The 20888-nt window shown below is 69.3% G+C and carries 15 protein-coding genes; 6 read left to right on the top strand and 9 right to left on the bottom strand.

Annotated features, from left to right (window positions below):
- Window positions 1–34: 34 nt before the first annotated feature.
- Window positions 35–505 (bottom strand): 30S ribosomal protein S7, encoded by a 471-nt coding sequence (gene rpsG / locus ACWC0C_RS31115; RefSeq protein WP_003992340.1) that lies wholly within the window; start codon window positions 503–505, stop codon window positions 35–37.
- Between the two features lie 2 nt (window positions 506–507).
- On the bottom strand, window positions 508–879 hold the full coding sequence (gene rpsL / locus ACWC0C_RS31110; protein WP_003948652.1) for a 30S ribosomal protein S12: 372 nt from the start codon (window positions 877–879) through the stop codon (window positions 508–510).
- A 456-nt stretch (window positions 880–1335) separates the two neighbouring features.
- On the opposite strand from rpsL, the gene ACWC0C_RS31105 reads away from it, so the two are divergent.
- From ACWC0C_RS31105 to ACWC0C_RS31080, 6 genes are all read left to right on the top strand, one after another.
- On the top strand, window positions 1336–2061 hold the full coding sequence (locus tag ACWC0C_RS31105) for a Crp/Fnr family transcriptional regulator (protein WP_449196292.1): 726 nt from the start codon (window positions 1336–1338) through the stop codon (window positions 2059–2061).
- Window positions 2062–2298: 237 nt separating this feature from the next.
- Window positions 2299–3183: a hypothetical protein gene (locus tag ACWC0C_RS31100; RefSeq protein WP_450867385.1), complete on the top strand. Its 885-nt coding sequence runs from the start codon at window positions 2299–2301 to the stop codon at window positions 3181–3183.
- Window positions 3180–5366: a hypothetical protein gene (locus tag ACWC0C_RS31095; RefSeq protein WP_450867384.1), complete on the top strand. Its 2187-nt coding sequence runs from the start codon at window positions 3180–3182 to the stop codon at window positions 5364–5366. Before ACWC0C_RS31100 ends, ACWC0C_RS31095 begins: the two co-directional genes overlap by 4 nt.
- A gap of 25 nt (window positions 5367–5391) precedes the next feature.
- Window positions 5392–6762, top strand: coding sequence for a PE-PGRS family protein (locus ACWC0C_RS31090; RefSeq protein WP_450867383.1), 1371 nt, complete (start codon window positions 5392–5394; stop codon window positions 6760–6762).
- Window positions 6759–7253 (top strand): Pycsar system effector family protein, encoded by a 495-nt coding sequence (locus tag ACWC0C_RS31085; RefSeq protein WP_450867382.1) that lies wholly within the window; start codon window positions 6759–6761, stop codon window positions 7251–7253. The genes ACWC0C_RS31090 and ACWC0C_RS31085 overlap by 4 nt, the downstream gene beginning before the upstream one ends.
- A 717-nt stretch (window positions 7254–7970) precedes the next feature.
- A complete protein-coding gene (locus tag ACWC0C_RS31080; RefSeq protein WP_450867380.1) occupies window positions 7971–8885 on the top strand; it encodes a M48 family metalloprotease in 915 nt (304 codons plus the stop codon).
- 69 nt (window positions 8886–8954) lie between these two features.
- On the opposite strand, the gene ACWC0C_RS31075 is transcribed toward ACWC0C_RS31080, so the two are convergent.
- The 7 genes from ACWC0C_RS31075 to rplK form a co-directional block, all read right to left on the bottom strand.
- Entirely contained in the window at window positions 8955–12854 is a 3900-nt protein-coding gene (locus ACWC0C_RS31075; RefSeq protein ID WP_449196298.1) for a DNA-directed RNA polymerase subunit beta', read from the bottom strand.
- 97 nt (window positions 12855–12951) lie between these two features.
- Window positions 12952–16437 (bottom strand): DNA-directed RNA polymerase subunit beta, encoded by a 3486-nt coding sequence (rpoB, locus tag ACWC0C_RS31070; RefSeq protein WP_449196299.1) that lies wholly within the window; start codon window positions 16435–16437, stop codon window positions 12952–12954.
- A 593-nt stretch (window positions 16438–17030) separates the two neighbouring features.
- The gene (gene rplL / locus ACWC0C_RS31065; protein WP_449196460.1) at window positions 17031–17414 is read right to left on the bottom strand and encodes a 50S ribosomal protein L7/L12; all 384 of its coding nucleotides are present in this window, start codon (window positions 17412–17414) and stop codon (window positions 17031–17033) included.
- 107 nt (window positions 17415–17521) lie between these two features.
- Entirely contained in the window at window positions 17522–18052 is a 531-nt protein-coding gene (rplJ, locus tag ACWC0C_RS31060) for a 50S ribosomal protein L10 (protein WP_449196300.1), read from the bottom strand.
- A 299-nt stretch (window positions 18053–18351) separates the two neighbouring features.
- Window positions 18352–19305 (bottom strand): hypothetical protein, encoded by a 954-nt coding sequence (locus ACWC0C_RS31055; RefSeq protein WP_450867379.1) that lies wholly within the window; start codon window positions 19303–19305, stop codon window positions 18352–18354.
- A 164-nt stretch (window positions 19306–19469) separates the two neighbouring features.
- On the bottom strand, window positions 19470–20195 hold the full coding sequence (rplA, locus tag ACWC0C_RS31050) for a 50S ribosomal protein L1 (RefSeq protein WP_449196302.1): 726 nt from the start codon (window positions 20193–20195) through the stop codon (window positions 19470–19472).
- A 101-nt stretch (window positions 20196–20296) separates the two neighbouring features.
- Window positions 20297–20731 carry a 50S ribosomal protein L11 gene (rplK, locus tag ACWC0C_RS31045; protein WP_449196303.1) on the bottom strand — a complete coding sequence of 145 codons (435 nt, stop codon included), beginning with the start codon at window positions 20729–20731 and terminating at the stop codon, window positions 20297–20299.
- Window positions 20732–20888: the final 157 nt, after the last annotated feature.

Below are 20888 nucleotides of genomic sequence, written 5' to 3'. Positions count from 1 at the left end.
TTCAGTCTTCTCTCGGTCTCGATGTGGACTGCGACTACCAGCGGTAGTGCGCGAAGGCCTTGTTGGACTCGGCCATCTTGTGCGTGTCCTCGCGCTTCTTGACGGCCGCACCGAGGCCGTTCGAAGCGTCGAGAAGCTCGTTGAGCAGACGCTCGGTCATGGTCTTCTCGCGACGGGCGCGGGAGTAACCGACGAGCCAGCGCAGCGCGAGGGTGTTGGCACGACCGGGCTTGACCTCGATCGGAACCTGGTACGTCGCACCACCGACACGGCGGGACTTGACCTCGAGGGTCGGCTTGATGTTCTCCAGCGCGCGCTTCAGCGTGATGATCGGGTCGTTGCCCGTCTTCTCACGCAGACCCTCCATGGCGCCGTAGACGATGCGCTCGGCGGTGGAACGCTTGCCGTTCAGCAGCACCTTGTTGATGAGGGAGGTCACCAGAGGAGAACCGTAGACCGGGTCGATGATGACCGGGCGCTTCGGGGCGGGGCCCTTACGAGGCATTCTTACTTCTCCTTCTTGGCGCCGTAGCGGCTGCGGGCCTGCTTGCGGTTCTTGACACCCTGGGTGTCGAGCGAACCGCGGATGATCTTGTAGCGAACACCCGGGAGGTCCTTCACACGGCCGCCGCGCACGAGCACGATGGAGTGCTCCTGCAGGTTGTGTCCCTCACCCGGAATGTAAGCGGTGACCTCGATGCCGCTGGTCAGACGCACACGCGCGACCTTACGCAGGGCCGAGTTCGGCTTCTTCGGGGTGGTCGTGAACACACGCGTGCAGACGCCACGACGCTGAGGGGAACCCTCGAGTGCGGGCGTCTTGTTCTTCTCGACCTTGTCCTGCCGGCCCTTGCGGACCAGCTGCTGGATCGTAGGCACTACTTCTCCGGTTTCTGTGTGCCGATGAGTACAGCTAACCTGGAACGTCGCCGACCCACGCGGTCGGGTGTGTCGAATCCGGCGGACTCTCGCCTGAAGGCGAAAAGAGCACAGATTACGGTGGCCGCTCGCGGCTCGCCATGCGGTCTGAAGGCACGCACGAGAGCCAGGGCACACCCCAGGCACAAGGTCTGAGCGTACCTACCTCACGGACTTCGGTCAAAACAAATGGAGCGGGCACCGACACGCCGGACTTCTCACCTCGTGGGCCGGGTTTCGGCCCAGTTGTCCGACGGCCGCCAAGGACTCGCCCCGGCACGGTGTCAGGGCTGGTCGGACCCACCGGAAGCGGCCTTCGCTCGCGTCTGGCTGGTTTCCGCTCTTGCCGCGGATATGCCCGATGCGCTTTCAGTACGTTGATCCGTCCGCTGCGGGTGAACAATTCGGGGGACCGGCATGACGACCACCTGGACGGCCGCCTACTCACGGGACGACGGCGGCCTGGACGACCGGGTGCCCTTCCTGGCCCGGCTGGAAACCGAGGACCGCGAGGCGCTGCTCGCCCTCGGCCGGGAGCTGGCCTTCACCGCCCGCACCGTGCTGATCCACCAGCACGAGCCGTCCTCCCACGTGATCTTTCTCGTGCAGGGCTGGACCAAGGTGACCGCGGCGGCCGCCAACGGCTACGAGGCGCTGCTCGCGCTGCGCGGTCCCGGTGACATCGTCGGCGAGTCGGCGGCGCTCACCGGGCGGCCGCGGTCGGCCACGGTGACCGCGCTGGAGCCGGTGCGCTCGCTGGCCGTCGAGCACGAGCGGTTCCGGGACTTCCTCCGGGGCTCCCCCGCCGTCTCCTTCGCGCTGCTCGGCCTCACCGCCGACCGCACCCGCGCGGCCGACCGCCGCCGCCTGGAGTTCGCCTCCATGAACGTGCGCGAACGGCTCGCCGTCCTGCTGCTGGACCTGGCCCGCACGCACGGCCGGCGCACCGCCGAGGGCATCGAGGTCTCCGTCCCGCTGAGCAAGCAGGAACTCGCGGGCTCGGTGGGGGCCTCCCGCGAGGCCGTGCAGCGGCTGCTGAAGGAGTTGCGGGAGCGTGACGTGGTCCGCACCGGCCGACGGGCGCTGGTGATCGTACGGCCGGACGTGCTGCGCAGGATCGCGCGGGCGGAGGCGCCGCGGTGACGCGGGCGGAAGCGCCGCGATGACGCGGGCGGAAGCGCCGCAGTGACGCGTGCGGAGGCGCCGCGGTGAGAGGCGCGCACGCCGTGCCGTGCGCGCCACCCGTGAGCCGAGGCGCCTTCTGTGCACACGGTCACAGTCCGAGTGGTTCATCCGTCCTCACGTCCCTCCGTTCCCCCGCGCCACTCTGCTGATCGGCGGCGCGACCCGACCCAGTACGGCAACCACCGAGAGGCGATCATGAACGACCCCGTGAGCCGGACGATGCTCCTGCTCGACATCGAGAGGTACAGCGACCGGGACGACGTGGAGCAGGCGTATCTGCGACGCGTTCTCTACGACATCGCCGACCGGGCCCTGGATCACGCCGGGATCGACGAGACACGGCGCCTGCGGGCCGACCGGGGCGACTCCGTCATGGAGCTGATCGACGCGGACGCCTCCGTACCGGCCCTGCTGCGGGCCCTGCTCACCGAGGTGCCGGCCCAGCTGCACGGTTACAACCGGCTGGCGTCGAGTTCGGCCCAGATCCGGCTGCGGGGCGTGGTCGCCACCGGGTACGTGGCCGTCGACGAGCACGGCGGCTGGGTCGGCTCCGACCTGAACCACGCCTGCCGGCTGCTCGACGCCCCGCTGCTGCGCACCGCCCTGCGGGAGCGGGCGGACGGTTTCGCCCTGTGCGTGTCGGAGGGCGTGCACACGGGGATCGTGCGCCACGACCACCACGGCATCCGGGCCGACGACTTCCATGCGGTGACATTGGCCGGCAAGAACGGACCGCTGCGCGCCTGGCTGCACGGGCCGGTACCACGCGGCACCGCGAACCACGGTGACACGGGGGCGGGGGAAACCCCGGTGCCGGGAACGTCGGGGGACGTCCCGGCACCGGGGGCGCCGACGGCACCGACGGGCGACGCCGACGCGGGTACGAACGCCGCCGCAGGAGCGGGCGGGGCCAGCGCGGCTCCGCAGCAGCAGGCGCCTTCCGGCGGTGTCGTGTTCAACTTCGGCGGTGGCTCGCCCCGCTTCGGCGGCAGCCTCGTCGCCGGTGACCAGCACGGCGTGTCCGGCGGGCAGGTCACCGGAGACGTGCACCTCGGCGGAACGGGGGGTGCTCAGTCGTGACGGCAGCACCCGGCACCGCACCCGCCTTCGACGGCGCCTCTCCCGGCGCCGCTCCTCCCCCGCAGTCCCCGCCCGGACCGTCACCGCAGGGACAGCCGGGGCCCGCCGAGGACCCACCGCAGGACACCGCCGGCGCGGAGCCGGAGGCGGACGGCACCCAGGAGGCCCGGGCCGCCCAGCGGGAGCTGTTCGCGCACACCCCGGGCTTCTTCCTCGGCGACGAGGCCCGCTTCGGCGGCAGTCTGGTCGGCGGCGCCCAGCACGGCGTGTCCGGCGGCCGGGTCGACGGCGACGTCTACCTGGGCGGACGTACCGAGATCCACCACCACGGCGGCGCGGGCGTCACGCCCGACGCCTCCGGCGAGATACCCCGCGAGCGCATCGAGGAGCTGGCGGCCGGCTACGCCGACGGACCCGCCTTCGCGTCCGCGCTGAAGCGGTTACGCGAGGAGAGGGTGCTGGTCCTCTCCGGCGCCCACGCCACCGGCCGCAACGCCGCCGCCCTGATGCTGGTGCACCGTCTCGGTGTCCCCGCCGTACACGCGCTCAGCCCCGAGACCACGCCCGCCGCCCTCAGCGGCCTGCTCGGCAGGCCCGGCGGCCACGTCCTGCGCGACCTGCCGCTCAGCCGCAACCGGCCACTGCGCGACACCCATCTGTTCGCGGCCCGCGAGCAACTCGTCAGCTCCGGCGGCTATCTCGTCGTCACCGTCGAGAACTCACCCCATCTGCCCGGCGTCACCCCCTGCCCGTGGACCCCGCCGCCCGCCGAGGACGTCGTACGGGCCCTGCTCGCCCGGCGCAGACCCGCTGACGCCGATGCCCTGCTCGCGCTGGAGCCGGTGGCCGGCTTCCTTGCCGCCGACCGCCATCCGGCCGAGGCCGCCGCGTTCGCCGAGGCACTGACCGCGTACGACGGCAGCCCGGAGGCGCTGGCGCGGCTGGCGGACTTCGGACAGGCCGCCGTGGAGAAACAGTGCCGGGACTGGCTCGGCGACCCGGAGACCGATCTGCGCGACAAGGCCTTCCTCATCGCGCTCGCCGTCTTCGACCAGGCGCCGTACGTCCTCGCCGCCGAGCTGGCCGACCAGCTGTTCGTGCACTTCGAGCGGTTGCAGCACCCCGACAGGCCGCCGACCATCCCGGTGTTCGGGCCGGCCGCCGAGGACCGCCTCGCGCTCGCACGGGCCGACGGGGAGGTGCGGCAGGAGCAGACCGACTGGGGTCCGGTGCCGCAGTTCATGGCCGCCTTCCGTGACGAGCGCACCTCCCAGGTGCTGCTCACCGAGGTGTGGACCAGCCACCCTTCGGCCCGTCCGGCCCTGGTCCAGTGGCTGCGGCAGCTCGCCCGCGACGGCCGTCCGCTGGTCCGTACCCGCGCCGCCGCGGCCGCCGCGCTGCTCGCCGCCGCCGACCTGCCCTCCACGATGGCGCTGCTCGTCGACGGCTGGGCGACCGCACGCGCCGTCGGGCCGCGTGTCACCGCCGCCAACACCCTCACGCTGGCCCAGCTGCTCGGCGCTCCGGTCGTTCTGCGGCTGCTCACCCAGTGGTGCAACGACGGCCGGTGGGAGCGCCGTTGGACCGCCATCCGCGCCCTCGGGCTGCTCGCCCCGCTCCGCCCCGACCTGGCCGGGCCGGCCCTGGACGCGCTGGCCTCCCGTGCCCGGGTCGACGCCAGCAGCCAGGCCGAGCAGAACAACCTCACCGAGTCCGCCGCCCTGCTGCTGTCCGCGGGCCAGCGCCGCGGCGAGGTGCTCGCCGAGTTCGTACGGCTGCTGTACCGGGACACCCCCGCGGTCCGCGACCTCGCCCTGGCGGCCTTCGCCCGCGCCTGCGACAACGCCGAGGAGGGCGCCCTCGTCGGCTGGTACGCCGAGACCGGCATGTACCAGGCGGACGCGGCCCGCGACACGGCCACCCTGTGGCGCACGGCGCTGGGCGACCGCACTCACACCCGGCCCGCGCTGAACGCCCTGCAGACCTGGGTGCACGTCGCCGCCCGCCGCGCGGATGCGGCACGGGCCCTGGAGCTGTTGCTGCCCGCACTGGTCGTCACGGCGGAGGACCGCAAGCGCCTCGACCACGAACTGCGCACCATGCGCGCCGAGGACGGCAGCCCCCACCCGCCGATGGCCGAGCGCCTGCTCTCGGTGCTGCACCCGGCGTCGGCCGCGCACTGAACCCAGGAACAAGAGGAGTTGAGCCATGTCGGACTTCCGCCGACCGCCGGAGTGGACGCAGAACGCCGACCGGCACACCGCGCTGATCGACCCGGTGCTGACCGTGCGTCCGATCTCACGGTTCGACTACACCGCCCGCCGGCAGGTCGGGGCGATCGACCACGCCCTGGTCTTCGTCACCGCGAGCGGCTCGTACGACGTCTACCTGCCGCCGCACCGCCCGAGCCGCACGGAGGCCGCGACCCGTCGCTACACCTCGGTGTACGAGGTGGACATGGGCAGCCACCCGGTCCAGCTGGAACTCGAACTGCCCAGTGACGACGACGCGTTCTCCTTCGGCGCGACCGCCGACCTCACCTGGCGGGTGGCCGATCCGATCGCCCTCGTGGCGAGCGGCGAGCGGGACGTGCCGACCCGGCTCACCAGCGAACTGCAGCAGGTGGCCCGCCCGGTGACCCGGCGCTACCCCATCGAGGACAGCCCCGCCGCCGAGCGCGCCGTACAACGGGCGGTCGAGGACGTCTCGTTCGCCACGGGCACCGGTCTGAAGGTGACGTGCGTGGTGCGGCTGCGGCTGGACGACGACGCGGTCGCCCACCGCCGGCGCAAGCGCGCCCTGCGCTACGAGTCGGAGATGCTCGACCCCGAGCACGAGTACCTGATGCGCCAGGCACAGCTCGAGCACCAACGGAACGTCCTGCGCGAGCAGCAGTCCCAGGAGCTGGTCGCGCAGAAGATCGCCTTCTACCAGTACTGGCTCCAGCACGGCGGTGTCGCCGCCTGGGCCCTGCACCTGGCGGCCCACCCCGGGGACACCCGGATGGTCGTCGGCACCCTGCAGAAGGACCAGCTCGGCGCCATCCGCAAGGAACTCGAACTGATCGCCGGGGACACCCTGGAGGACTATCAGAAGGCCGAGTCGGCCCGCACCGTCCTGCGTTCCGTCGACGACCTCATGCGTGAGGAGGCGGCACCGCCCCAGGCCCTGCTCCCGGGCACGCCGCCGCAGCAGCCGTACGTCCCACCGCAGCCGTACGCACCGGGCCCGCCGCCCGCCCAGCCACCGGCCCCGTACGCAGCCCCCGGCGCCGCCCCGGCCCCGTACGGGCAGCCGCCGCAGGCACAACCGCCGTACGGACAGGCGCCGTACGGACAGGCGCCGTACGGACAGCCGTCGTACGGACAGGCGCCGTACGGGCAAGGCCACCGCGACCAGGCGTCCTACGTCTCCCCGACCTCCCCGACCTCCCCGACGCCTCCCCCGCCCCCCGCACCGCCGGTGCCGCCCGCGCCAGGCGTGCCTCCGCTGACGCTCGTCTCCGACGGGCCCGCGCCGGCCGTACCGCCCGCGCCCGGAACGGCCCAGGACGATTCCCCCGAGGCGGGGTCGGCATGACCCTCCCCCACCCCGCGTCGGAACGGCTGCTGACCGAGCTGCGCGAGGAGATCGCGCGGGCCGACACCAAGGCCTCCGTGCTGGTGGCGGCGCTGGGCATGACAGCCGGGGTTTTCACCGGGTTGGTCGCAGGCAAGAACTGGTCGCCGGGCCGGCTCTCCGCTCCCGGCACCGGTCTGTGGTGGGCGGGGGCGACGGCGCTGGCCCTGTCGCTGGTCGCGCTGCTGTTCGCGGTCCTGCCCCGCTTCCGCTCCGGGACGTGGGCCGAGGGACGACCCCTGTGCTACTTCGGCGACATCCAGCAGGCGGTACGGCAGGGCCGGCTGGCGGAGGCGCTCGCCGACACCGACCGGGATCCCACCGCCGCCGTGCTGGCCGCGCTCGCCGAGAAGAGCCGGATCGCCGCGTCCAAGCACCGGTGGATCCGTACCGGCCTGATCGCCTTCTGCGTCGGTGCCCTGCTGCTGCCCGCCGCCGCGCTGATCGGCTGACGTCCCCGCACTCGCTCAAGGAGCCCGCTCATGTCCCAGCCGCCGGACCCGTCCGTACCGCCCCAGTACCCCGAGCCGTCGTACCCCCGGGCCACGATCCCGGCGCCGCCCGGCCCGCCGCGGTACCCAGCCGAACCGTCCTACCCGGAAGCATCGCGTCCGACCCCACCCGCCGGCCCCCCGCCCTATCCAGGCGAGTCCCCCTCCCCCCAAGCCACCGTTCCCACGCCGCCCACTCACCCCGCTCCACCCGTCGGCCCGCCGTCGTATCCGGGCGAGCCGGCGCACCCGGCCGCCGCGCCGCCGTACCCGCACCCTGTTCCGGGCCATGCCTTCGCTCCCCCGGCCCACCCGGCCACGACGCCACCATCGCACCCGGGCCCGCCCCCGCAATACCCGGCCGACACACCAACCACCCCAGGCCAGCCCCCGCAATACCCAGCCGGCACACCGACGATCCCCGGCCCACCCCTGCACTACCCGACCAGCGCACCAACCACCGCAGGCCCACCCCCGCACTACCCGGCCAGCACACCGACGATCCCCGGCCCACCCCCGCACTACCCGGCCAGCGCACCAACCACCGCAGGCCCACCCCCGCACTACCCGGCCAGCACACCGACGATCCCCGGCCCACCCCCGCACTACCCGACCGGCACCGCTCCGGAACCCGCTCCCGACGACCTCGACTACCGGCACCGCGGCGCCCGTCTGCATGTGGCCGAGCATCAGCGTGGGGCCGACGCGACGGCGATCGGGCGGCTGGCGGTGCAGCTGCCGGGCGCCCTGGTGAGCCTCGCGCTGGTCAGCTCCATAGCCCTCGGCCTGTTCGGAAGCGTCGTGGGAACGCTGGTGGTCGTGGCCTGGGTCGCCTCCGGACTGCTCGTCTTCCACCGGCCGACCGAGCTGGCCTTCGCCCGGTACGTGCTCAAGCTCCGCCCGCCCACGCAGGATGAACGGGCCCGGCTGGAGCCGATCTGGAACGAGGTGACCGCCCGGGCGGGCATCGAACCGGGCACGTACGAGCTGATGGTGGAGAACAGCGACGAGCTGAACGCGGTGGCGGTGGCCGGCCATGTCGTCGGCGTCACGACCTACTCCCTCAACCGGATCCCGACCAGCAACCTGGCCGCCGTACTCGCGCACGAGCTGGGGCACCACACCGGTGGCCACGCCTGGGCCGGTCTGCTCGGCTACTGGTACTCGCTGCCCGGCCGGATCGCCTGGGCGGTGACCAGAGGGCTGGCACGGTTCGCGATCGCGGTCGCCGGTGTCTTCTCCATGGCGGCGACCGGGTTCCTGATCCTGTTCATGGCGTTGGTCGCGGTCGCCGCGTTCTTCGCCGCCTGGTACCTCACGATCCCGCTCGTGCTCGCTCCCTATCTGCTGGCCTACGCGGGCCGGCGCGGCGAGCTGCGCGCGGACCAGCAGGCCGCCGAGCTGGGCTTCGCCCGTCAGCTGGCGGAGGTGCTCCACCACTCCCAGGCCGAGGAGGCGGCGACGAAGGCGGCCCTGGCCGCGACCGGCCGGAAGCTGAAGGAGCCCGGCACCCTGGACAGGCTCCTGTCCTCCCACCCGGACCACGTCACCCGGTTGAACGCCCTGCAGCCCTACCTCGGCCTGCATCGCTGACGCTCACCGGACACGCCGAAGGGCGGCCACCCCAGGAGGGGTGACCGCCCTTCAGTTCAAGCTGCTCGCTTACTGGTTGTACGGACCGTAGTCGTAGTCCTCCAGCGGGACGGCCTGGCCGGAGCCGGTGCCGAACGGCGAGTAGTCGATGTCGTCGTAGCCGACGGCCGAGTACATCGCGGCCTTGGCCTCCTCGGTCGGCTCGACCCGGATGTTGCGGTAGCGGGACAGACCCGTACCGGCCGGGATGAGCTTACCGATGATGACGTTCTCCTTGAGGCCGATGAGGCTGTCGGACTTGGCGTTGATCGCCGCGTCCGTCAGGACTCGGGTCGTCTCCTGGAAGGAGGCGGCCGACAGCCAGGACTCCGTCGCCAGCGAGGCCTTGGTGATACCCATCAGCTGCGGACGACCGGAGGCCGGGTGACCGCCCTCCTGGACCACACGACGGTTCTCGGTCTCGAACTTCGAGCGCTCGACCAGCTCGCCGGGCAGCAGCTCGGCGTCGCCGGACTCGATGATCGTCACACGGCGCAGCATCTGCCGGATGATGATCTCGATGTGCTTGTCGTGGATCGACACACCCTGCGAGTTGTAGACCTTCTGGACCTCGCCGACCAGGTGGACCTGGACGGCACGCTGACCCAGGATGCGCAGCACGTCGTGCGGGTTGGTGGCACCCACGGTGAGCTGTTGGCCCACCTCGACGTGCTCGCCCTCGCTGACCAGGACCTTGGCACGCTTGGAGATCGGGTACGCCGTCTCGTCGCTGCCGTCGTCCGGGGTGACGACGAGCTTCTTGGTCTTCTCGGTCTCCTCGATGCGGACGCGGCCGCTCGCCTCGGAGATCGGGGCGACACCCTTCGGGGTACGGGCCTCGAAGAGCTCGACGACACGCGGCAGACCCTGGGTGATGTCGTCACCGGCCACACCACCGGTGTGGAAGGTACGCATCGTCAGCTGGGTACCGGGCTCACCGATGGACTGGGCGGCGATGATGCCGACCGCCTCACCGATGTCGACCAGCTTGCCGGTGGCGAGCGAACGGCCGTAGCACATCGCGCAGGTGCCGACGGCGGACTCGCAGGTCAGGACCGAGCGGGTCTTGACCTCCGCGACGCCGTTCTTGACCAGCTCGTCGATGAGCACGTCACCGAGGTCGGTACCGGCCGGGGCCAGCACCTTGCCGTCGACGACGATGTCCTCGGCGAGGCAGCGCGCGTACACGGACGTCTCGACGTTGTCCGTCTTGCGCAGGACACCGCCCTCGCCACGCTCGGCGATCGCCAGCTTGAGGCCGCGCTCGGTGCCGCAGTCCTCCTCGCGGATGATGACGTCCTGCGAGACGTCCACCAGACGACGGGTCAGGTAACCCGAGTCGGCGGTACGCAGGGCGGTGTCCGCCAGACCCTTACGGGCACCGTGCGTGGAGATGAAGTACTCCAGCACGGACAGGCCCTCACGGAAGGACGCCTTGATCGGACGCGGGATGGTCTCGTTCTTCGCGTTCGACACCAGACCACGCATACCGGCGATCTGCCGCATCTGCATCATGTTTCCTCGGGCACCCGAGTCAACCATCATGAAGATGGGGTTGGTCTTGGGGAAGTTCTCGTTCATCGCCTCGGCGACCTCGTTGGTCGCCTTGGTCCAGATCGCGATGAGCTCCTGAGTGCGCTCTTCCTTGGTGATCAGACCGCGCTCGTACTGCTTCTGGACCTTCTCGTCCTGCGCCTCGTAGCCGCGGACGATCTCCTTCTTCGCCTCGGGAACGACGACGTCGGAGATGGCGACGGTGACGCCGGAACGGGTGGCCCAGTAGAAGCCGGACGCCTTCAGGTTGTCGAGCGTCGCCGCCACGATGACCTTCGGGTAGCGCTCGGCGAGGTCGTTGACGATCTCGGAGAGCTGCTTCTTGCCCACCGAGTAGTCGACGAACGGGTAGTCCTCGGGCAGCAGCTCGTTGAAGAGCGCACGGCCCAGGGTCGTCCGCAGGCGGAAGGTGTCACCCTGCTGCCACTCGGGCTCGCCCTCCTCGCGCGCCGGCGGGGTCCAGCCGCGCGGCGGGATGGTGCCCACCGGGAAGCGGATGTCCACGGGCGACTGGAGCGCCAGCTCGCCGGCGTCGAACGCCATGATCGCCTCGGCCGTGGAGCCGAAGGACCGGCCCTCGCCCTTGGTGTCACGCAGCTCGCCGTCGGTGGTGAGGAAGAACAGACCGAGGACCATGTCCTGGGTCGGCATCGTCACCGGACGGCCGTCGGCCGGCTTGAGGATGTTGTTCGAGGACAGCATCAGGATGCGGGCCTCGGCCTGCGCCTCCGCGGACAGCGGCAGGTGCACGGCCATCTGGTCACCGTCGAAGTCCGCGTTGAACGCGGTGCAGACGAGCGGGTGGATCTGGATGGCCTTGCCCTCGACCAGCTGCGGCTCGAAGGCCTGGATGCCGAGGCGGTGCAGGGTGGGAGCACGGTTCAGCAGCACCGGGTGCTCGGCGATGACCTCTTCGAGGACGTCGTACACGACCGTGCGGCCGCGCTCCACCATGCGCTTGGCGCTCTTGATGTTCTGCGCGTGGTTCAGGTCGACCAGGCGCTTCATCACGAACGGCTTGAACAGCTCCAGCGCCATCGCCTTCGGCAGACCGCACTGGTGCAGCTTCAGCTGCGGGCCGACGACGATCACGGAACGCGCCGAGTAGTCGACACGCTTACCGAGCAGGTTCTGACGGAATCGACCCTGCTTACCCTTCAGCATGTCGCTGAGGGACTTCAGCGGGCGGTTACCGGGGCCGGTCACCGGGCGACCGCGACGGCCGTTGTCGAAGAGGGCGTCAACAGCCTCCTGAAGCATGCGCTTCTCGTTGTTGACGATGATCTCCGGGGCACCGAGGTCCAGGAGCCTCTTCAGACGGTTGTTGCGGTTGATCACACGGCGGTACAGGTCGTTCAGGTCGGAGGTCGCGAAGCGGCCACCGTCCAGCTGCACCATCGGACGCAGGTCCGGCGGGATGACCGGGACGCAGTCCAGGACCATGCCCTTGGGGCTGTTGGACGTCTGCAGGAACGCGGAGACGACCTTCAGCCGCTTGAGGGCACGGGTCTTCTTCTGGCCCTTGCCGGTGCGGATGATCTCGCGGAGCTTCTCGGCCTCCTCCTCGAGGTCGAAGGACTCCAGGCGCTTCTGCAGCGCCGCGGCACCCATCGAGCCGTCGAAGTACGTGCCGAAGCGGTCACGCAGCTCGCGGTAGAGCAGCTCGTCGCCCTCGAGGTCCTGGACCTTGAGGTTCTTGAACCGGTTCCACACCTCGTCGAGGCGGTCGATCTCGCGCTGCGCACGGTCGCGCAGCTGCTTCATCTCGCGCTCGGCACCCTCGCGCACCTTGCGGCGCACATCGGCCTTGGCGCCCTCGGCCTCCAGCTCGGCCAGGTCGGACTCGAGCTTCTTGGCGCGGCCCTCGAGGTCGGCGTCGCGGCGGTTCTCGATCTGCTGGCGCTCGACCGAGACGTGCGCCTCCAGGGAGGACAGGTCGCGGGTACGGCGCTCCTCGTCGACGTACGTGATCATGTACGCGGCGAAGTAGATGACCTTCTCGAGGTCCTTGGGAGCCAGGTCGAGCAGGTAGCCCAGACGGCTCGGGACACCCTTGAAGTACCAGATGTGCGTGACGGGCGCGGCCAGCTCGATGTGGCCCATCCGCTCACGGCGCACCTTGGCGCGCGTGACCTCGACGCCACAGCGCTCGCAGATGATGCCCTTGAAACGGACGCGCTTGTACTTGCCGCAGTAGCACTCCCAGTCCCGGGTCGGACCGAAGATCTTCTCGCAGAAGAGTCCGTCCTTTTCGGGCTTCAGGGTGCGGTAGTTGATGGTCTCGGGCTTCTTGACCTCACCGTGGCTCCACTGGCGGATGTCGTCAGCGGTGGCCAGGCCGATCCGGAGCTCGTCGAAGAAGTTGACGTCGAGCACTATGCGTCAATCCCTCTCAGGGTCGTAAGTCTGTGGTCTGAAACGGGGGCCTGGGGGTCGGCGGGGCCCTGTGGGTGAGGGCCCCGCCGGACTCCCGTCAGACCTCTTCGACGCTGCTCGGCTCGCGCCGGGACAGGTCGATGCCGAGCTCCTCCGCAGCGCGGAAGACGTCCTCGTCGGTGTCACGCATCTCGATGGACATACCGTCGCTGGACAGCACCTCCACGTTCAGGCAGAGCGACTGCATCTCCTTGATGAGCACCTTGAAGGACTCGGGGATGCCGGGCTCGGGGATGTTCTCGCCCTTGACGATGGCCTCGTAGACCTTCACGCGGCCCGTGACGTCGTCGGACTTGATCGTCAGCAGCTCCTGGAGGGCGTACGCGGCGCCGTAGGCCTCGAGGGCCCACACCTCCATCTCACCGAAGCGCTGGCCACCGAACTGCGCCTTACCACCCAGCGGCTGCTGGGTGATCATCGAGTACGGACCGGTCGAACGGGCGTGCAGCTTGTCGTCGACCAGGTGGTGCAGCTTCAGGATGTACATGTAGCCGACCGAGATCGGGTCCGGGAACGGCTCACCGCTACGGCCGTCGAACAGCCGCGCCTTGCCGGACGGGAGCACCATGCGCTCGCCGTCGCGGTTCGGGATGGTGTGCTGCAGCAGACCCGCCAGCTCGTCCTCGCGGGCACCGTCGAAGACCGGGGTCGCGACGTTGGTGCGCGGGGCGACCTGGTCGGCGCCGATGGCCTGCAGGCGCTGGGCCCACTCGTCCGCGAGGCCGGAGACGTCCCAGCCGCGGCTGGCGAGCCAGCCGAGGTGGATCTCCAGGACCTGTCCCGGGTTCATTCGGGACGGCACACCCAGCGGGTTGAGGATGATGTCGACCGGGGTGCCGTCCTCCAGGAACGGCATGTCCTCGATCGGCAGGATCTTGGAGATGACACCCTTGTTGCCGTGCCGGCCGGCGAGCTTGTCACCGTCGGTGATCTTGCGCTTCTGCGCGACGTAGACGCGGACCAGCTGGTTCACGCCCGGCGGCAGCTCGTCGCCCTCCTCGCGGTCGAAGACGCGCACACCGATGACCTTGCCGGTCTCGCCGTGCGGCACCTTCAGCGAGGTGTCACGGACCTCACGGGCCTTCTCACCGAAGATGGCGCGCAGCAGGCGCTCCTCGGGGGTCAGCTCGGTCTCACCCTTCGGGGTGACCTTGCCGACGAGGATGTCACCGGCGATGACCTCGGCACCGATACGGATGATGCCGCGCTCGTCGAGGTCGGCGAGGACCTCCTCGGAGACGTTCGGGATGTCCCGGGTGATCTCCTCGGGGCCGAGCTTGGTGTCACGGGCGTCGACCTCGTGCTCCTCGATGTGGATCGAGGAGAGGACGTCGTCCTGCACGAGGCGCTGCGACAGGATGATCGCGTCCTCGTAGTTGTGACCCTCCCACGGCATGAACGCCACGAGCAGGTTCTTGCCGAGGGCCATCTCGCCGTTCTGGGTGGCCGGGCCGTCGGCCAGCACCTGGCCGGTGACGACGCGGTCGCCCTCGTTGACGATGACCTTCTGGTTGACCGAGGTGCCCTGGTTGGACCGGGAGAACTTGGCCAGGCGGTACGTGATGTACGTGCCGTCGTCGTTGGCGGTGGTGATGTAGTCCGCGGAGACCTCCTGGACCACACCGTCCTTCTCGGCCTTGACCACGTCGCCGGCGTCGACCGCGGAGCGGTACTCCATGCCGGTGCCGACGAGCGGGGCCTCCGACTTAATCAGCGGCACGGCCTGGCGCATCATGTTCGCGCCCATGAGGGCACGGTTGGCGTCGTCGTGCTCGAGGAAGGGGATCATGGCGGTCGCGACCGACACCATCTGGCGCGGCGAGACGTCCATGTAGTCCACGTCCTCGGGGCCGACGTAGTCGACCTCGCCGCCACGGCGGCGGACCAACACGCGGGCCTCGGCGAACCGCATCTCGTCGTTCAGCGGGGCGTTGGCCTGCGCGATGACGAAGCGGTCCTCCTCGTCGGCGGTCAGGTAGTCGACCTCGTCGGTGACCTGGCCGTCGACGACCTTGCGGTACGGCGTCTCGATGAAACCGAACGCGTTGACCCGGCCGTAGGAGGCGAGCGAGCCGATCAGACCGATGTTCGGGCCTTCCGGCGTCTCGATCGGGCACATACGGCCGTAGTGCGACGGGTGGACGTCACGGACCTCGAAGCCGGCCCGCTCACGGGAGAGACCACCCGGGCCGAGGGCGTTCAGACGACGCTTGTGCGTCAGCCCCGACAGCGGGTTGTTCTGGTCCATGAACTGGGACAGCTGGCTGGTGCCGAAGAACTCCTTGATGGAGGCGACGACCGGCCGGATGTTGATCAGGGTCTGCGGCGTGATCGCCTCGACGTCCTGGGTGGTCATGCGCTCGCGCACGACGCGCTCCATACGGGCGAGACCCGTACGGACCTGGTTCTGGATCAGCTCACCGACGCTGCGGATACGGCGGTTGCCGAAGTGGTCGATGTCGTCGGTCTCGACCATGATCGTGCGACCGGACTCGGTCACCGTCTCGGTCTCGCCGGCGTGCAGCTTCACCAGGTACTTGATGGTGGCGAGGACGTCCTCGGTGGTGAGCACGCCGGCGTCCAGCGGCTCGTCCGCACCGAGCTTCTTGTTCACCTTGTAGCGGCCGACCTTGGCGAGGTCGTAGCGCTTGGGGTTGAAGTAGAGGTTCTCCAGCAGCGTCTGCGCGGCCTCACGCGTGGGGGGCTCGCCCGGACGCAGCTTGCGGTAGATGTCGAGCAGCGCGTCGTCCTGGCCCTGAGTGTGGTCCTTCTCCAGGGTGGCGCGCATGGACTCGTACTCGCCGAACTCCTCGAGGATCTGCTCGGTCGTCCAGCCGAGCGCCTTCAGCAGCACGGTGACCGACTGCTTGCGCTTGCGGTCGATGCGGACACCGACCATGTCGCGCTTGTCGATCTCCATCTCCAGCCAGGCACCCCGGGACGGGATGATCTTGGCGGAGAAGATGTCCTTGTCGGACGTCTTGTCGATGGTGGAGTCGAAGTAGACACCGGGGGAACGGACCAGCTGGGACACCACGACACGCTCGGTGCCGTTGATGACGAAGGTGCCCTTGTTCGTCATGAGCGGGAAGTCGCCCATGAAGACCGTCTGGGACTTGATCTCACCGGTCTCGTTGTTGGTGAACTCGGCGGTGACGAAGAGCGGGGCGGCGTACGTGAAGTCGCGCTCCTTGCACTCGTCGATGGAGTTCTTCGGCGGCTCGAAGCGGTGGTCCCGGAACGTCAGGGACATCGACCCGGAGAAGTCCTCGATCGGGGAGATCTCCTCGAAGATCTCCTCCAGACCGGACTTGGTGGGGACGTCCTGACCGTTCTCCAGAGCCTCCTCGACCCGACTCTGCCAGGCGGTGTTGCCGAGCAGCCAGTCGAAGCTCTCGGTCTGCAGCGCGAGCAGGTTCGGAACCTCGAGAGGCTCCTTGATCTTTGCAAAGGAGATGCGCAGCGGGGCGGTGCTGGCGCCGTTGTTCGTATTCGCGGTCGAGGCATTGCGCGAGGCGGCCAAGAGGGGGTCCTTCCGAGGGCTCGGACTCACTACGCGCGTGCCGGCCCCTCGCCCATACACAGAGACACAAACCCCAGGTCAGGGGAGCTTTTGTCGTCAGTGCTCGAGTGAGGGCAGACCCCTGGTGACGGGCAGGGGACAGCTAACAGGCAGCGCAAAGGGTCAGTGTAGCCACTTGGCACACTGATGTCCAGTGCGGGTTTTTCGAGACCCTCGCTGTGCTCACCGCTCTTGTCAACGCCCTCGGCATGCCTGCCCTCAACGCACGTTCATACTGCCCTCTTCGTCGTCGATCCATGCCTCGGATTCGGATCCTTGTGACGACGCGTCCTGAGAATTGCGCGCTGCGTGCGGTTCGTCAAGGCCCCCCGGCCCTGAGCGGACCGTGGCGGAGACACGACGAAGATCACCATACCCCTCGCCGTCCCGAGTGCAAGGCAACCGTGGTCGGGCCCGCCGGAGACGCCGAAGAGCGACCACCCGGATGGATGATCGCTCTTCGGTGCGTTCGCGTTACAGCCCTACGGGGCACTTTTCACGGTGCCACGAGACTGCGGTCAGCGCGCGTTCGAGTCCCTGGGACCCGGAAGGTCTTACTTGACCTCGACGGACGCGCCGGCGCCCTTGAGGGCCTCGGCAGCCTTGTCGGCGGCCTCCTTGTTGACCTTCTCGAGGACCGGCTTCGGGGTGCCGTCGACGAGGTCCTTGGCCTCCTTCAGACCCAGGGAGGTCAGCTCGCGCACGACCTTGATGACCTGGATCTTCTTGTCGCCGGCGCCGGTGAGGATGACGTCGAACTCGTCCTTCTCCTCCTCGGCCTCGGCCGGGGCGGCCGGGCCGGCCGGGCCCGCGACGACGGTCGCGGCGGCGGCGGTGACGTCGAACTTCTCCTCGAACGCCTTCACGAACTCGGAGAGCTGGATGAGGGTCATGCCCTCGAACTCGGCGAGCAGTTCGTCCTGGGTGAGAGCCACGATGGCTTTCCTTCCACTAATTCGGCAGGTGCCGGATGTACATGACTGGCGGGCGTACGTTCGGCCCGCTACGACCGCTGCCTCAGGCGGCGGTCATGATGCGAGCCGAATTACTCGGCACCGCCCTGCTCGGCCTGCTTGGCGCGCAGCGCGTCCACGGTGCGGACGAGCTTCGACGGGAGCGCCTGGAAGAGCTGGGCAGCCTGCGTCTGCTTGCCCTTCATGGCGCCCGCCAGCTTGGCGAGCAGAACCTCGCGGGACTCGAGGTCCGCAAGCTTCTTGATCTCGTCGGCGGTCAGCGCCTTGCCGTCAAGGACACCGCCCTTGATGACGAGATTCGGGTTTTCCTTGGCGAAGTCACGAAGACCCTTCGCCGACTCCACCGGGTCACCGGTGACGAAGGCAACAGCCGTCGGACCAGCGAAGAGCTGGTCGTCCAGCGTGATCCCGGCCTCGTTGGCCGCAATCTTGGTCAGCGTGTTCTTCACCACGGCGTACTGGGCGTTCTCACCGAGCGACCGGCGCAGCGTCTTGAGCTGCGCCACGGTGAGACCGCGGTACTCGGTCAGCACGGCGGCGTTGGAGCTGCGGAACTTGTCCGTCAGCTCGGCAACCGCGGCAGCCTTTTCGGGCGTCGCCATAGAGCCTCGGCCTCCTTCCGGGTGATTCGGACCGCGCGGACCCGAAGGAGGACTGGGCAAAACGAAACGCCCCGGCGCAGGCGCACGGGGCGGACTCGACCGGTCGCACACACGCTCGGCGCGCGCACTCCGGGAGTTCTTCCACTGTCACCTGCGCGGGTCGTCCACTTTTCAGCGGATCCTTCGGCCACCGCACCCTCGTTCGAGAGCGCGGCAACGACCAGCGGTCTTTGGCTTCTGTAGGAGAGTACGGGACCGGGGCGCGGTCGAGCAAATCGGGCCCCGGCCGCTCAGCGGGGTCAGGAACCGGTGCCGGAGCCGAGCCCGGAGGTGCCGGTGGTGGAACCGCTCGACGTGTTCCCCGACCCGGGGACCCCGAGGGACTTCATCAGGTCCTTGAAGTCCTTGGTGTCACTGGCCGGCGGGGCCTCGGCGGAGACCGGCACGCCGTAGTCGCTGTAGTAGGCGGTGCTGCTCAGGGCGCCCTTGGCGGTGTCCGCCTTCTCGGTCTTCTTCACCAGCAGGTTCTGGTCGTTGACCCAGATGTCGATGGTGTCCGTGGTGATGCCCGCCTGGTCGAGCTGCTTCTTCAGGGCGGACAGCTGGTCCGCGCTGAGGTTGCTGCTCCTGCCCGCGAGGTCGGCGACGTTCACCGTGCCCGCGTAGTGCTCGGTGCGGACGCCGGAGACCGTCTCCTGCCCGACCTTCTTCACGTCACCGGAGGCCAGCAGCATCTTCACGGCCTGGTTCGGCGTGGAGGTCTGGGCCTGGTCCTTCAGGTACGAGCCGGAGGCGCCGGCGAACTTGGCGAGGTCGTCGTACGCATACCTGACCCAGTGCTTGCCGCCCGTCTGCTGGGCGAACGCGGCGCCCATCTTCACGTAGTAGCCGTCCGGCAGATAGCGGGCCTGCATCGACGTGGTACCGGACTTGCGCATCATCTCGGCCATCTGGCCGCCGGTGTACGTGATGGTGAGGTCGCCCTTGAGGCCGTGGCCCCAGGCGAGGGCGCCGCTCCCGGTCGCCGACATCAGGTTGCCCATGGACATGGTGGAGCGCACCTTCGCCGAGTCCGCCTTGTCGGTGGACTGCTCGGCGGTGCGCAGCGCGGCGATGGGGCTGACGTGGATCGCGGCGCCGCCGGCCGCCTTGTCGCCCTTCCCGGAGTCCGAGGAGCCGCAGGCGGCCACCCCGGTCAACGCGGCCACCACCGCCACGGAAAGGGTCATCCGGCGCGCCGTCGTGCTCTTCATCTCGTCCTACCCCCATGCAAGTCGCGTGCCTGCACCGTAAACCAGGCCACTGACAGTCATACGAAAGCTCGCACAAAGAAAGGACGGGCCCCGCACCTGGAAGGTTGCAGGGCCCGCCCTCTACTTACGCGTACCTGACGCGGCTACCGGGGTGAGCGGACGGCTCAGACGGCGGCCGGGTCCTCCTCGACGAGGAGGTTGCGGGTGCGGTTCGGGTCGACCGGGATGCCGGGGCCCATCGTGGTGGTGATGGCGGCCTTCTTGATGTAGCGACCCTTGGCGGCGGACGGCTTCAGACGGAGGATCTCCTCCAGCGCGGCGCCGTAGTTCTCCACCAGCTTGCTGTCGTCGAAGGACACCTTGCCGATGATGAAGTGCAGGTTCGAGTGCTTGTCGACGCGGAACTCGATCTTGCCGCCCTTGATGTCGGTGACGGCCTTGACAACGTCGGGGGTGACGGTGCCGGTCTTCGGGTTCGGCATCAGACCACGCGGGCCGAGGACGCGGCCGAGGCGGCCGACCTTGCCCATGAGGTCCGGGGTGGCGACGACGGCGTCGAAGTCCAGACGGCCCTTCGCAACCTCGTCGATCAGTTCGTCGGAGCCGACGATGTCGGCGCCCGCGGCCTCTGCGGCCGCAGCACGGTCACCGGTCGCGAAGACCAGGACCCGGGCGGTCTTGCCGGTGCCGTGCGGCAGGTTCACGGTGCCACGGACCATCTGGTCGGCCTTGCGCGGGTCGACACCCAGACGGAAGGCGACCTCGACGGTGCCGTCGAACTTGGTCGTGGAGGTCTCCTTGGCGAGACGGACGGCCTCGAGCGGGGCGTAGAGCTTCTCCCGGTCGACCTTGGCGTCCGCAGCGCGGAGAGCCTTGCTGCGCTTGCTCACAACTTGCTCCTGTGTGTTCGTTAAGGAGTCGTGGTCCTTGGGCCGAGCAGGCCCTGCCACGTGCGACCGGCGACGGCCGCATGACTGCTAGGGGGGTGAGGTCAGCCCTCGACCGTGACGCCCATGGAGCGCGCGGTGCCGGCGATGATCTTCGCGGCCGCGTCCAGGTCGTTCGCGTTCAGGTCGGGCATCTTGGTCTGGGCGATCTCGCGGACCTGCGCCTGGGTGAGCTTGGCGACCTTGGTCTTGTGCGGCTCGCCGGAGCCCTTCTCGATGCCCGCGGCCTTGAGGATCATCTTCGCGGCCGGCGGCGTCTTGGTGATGAAGGTGAAGGAGCGGTCCTCGTAGACCGTGATCTCCACCGGGATGACCCAACCGCGCTGCGACTCGGTCGCGGCGTTGTAGGCCTTGCAGAACTCCATGATGTTGACACCGTGCTGACCCAGCGCGGGGCCGACCGGCGGGGCCGGGTTGGCGGCACCGGCCTGGATCTGGAGCTTGATGAGCCCCGTGACCTTCTTCTTCTTGGGAGGCATAGCTCTCCGGGTCCTTTCATTCGGGTCCATGCGCGCGTGAGGATCGCGATCCTGACGCAGGCATACCGCACAACGATAACGGGTATGGATGCGCGGCCAAAAACCGAGCAGGTCAGACAAGCTGTGACAGCTCGTCTGACCCGGTCGGTGGCTTTAT

It is taken from the genome of Streptomyces sp. NPDC001709, assembly GCF_053596375.1.
Note: the sequence above shows the minus strand (reverse complement) of the source record. Positions and strands in the feature narration are given on the sequence as shown.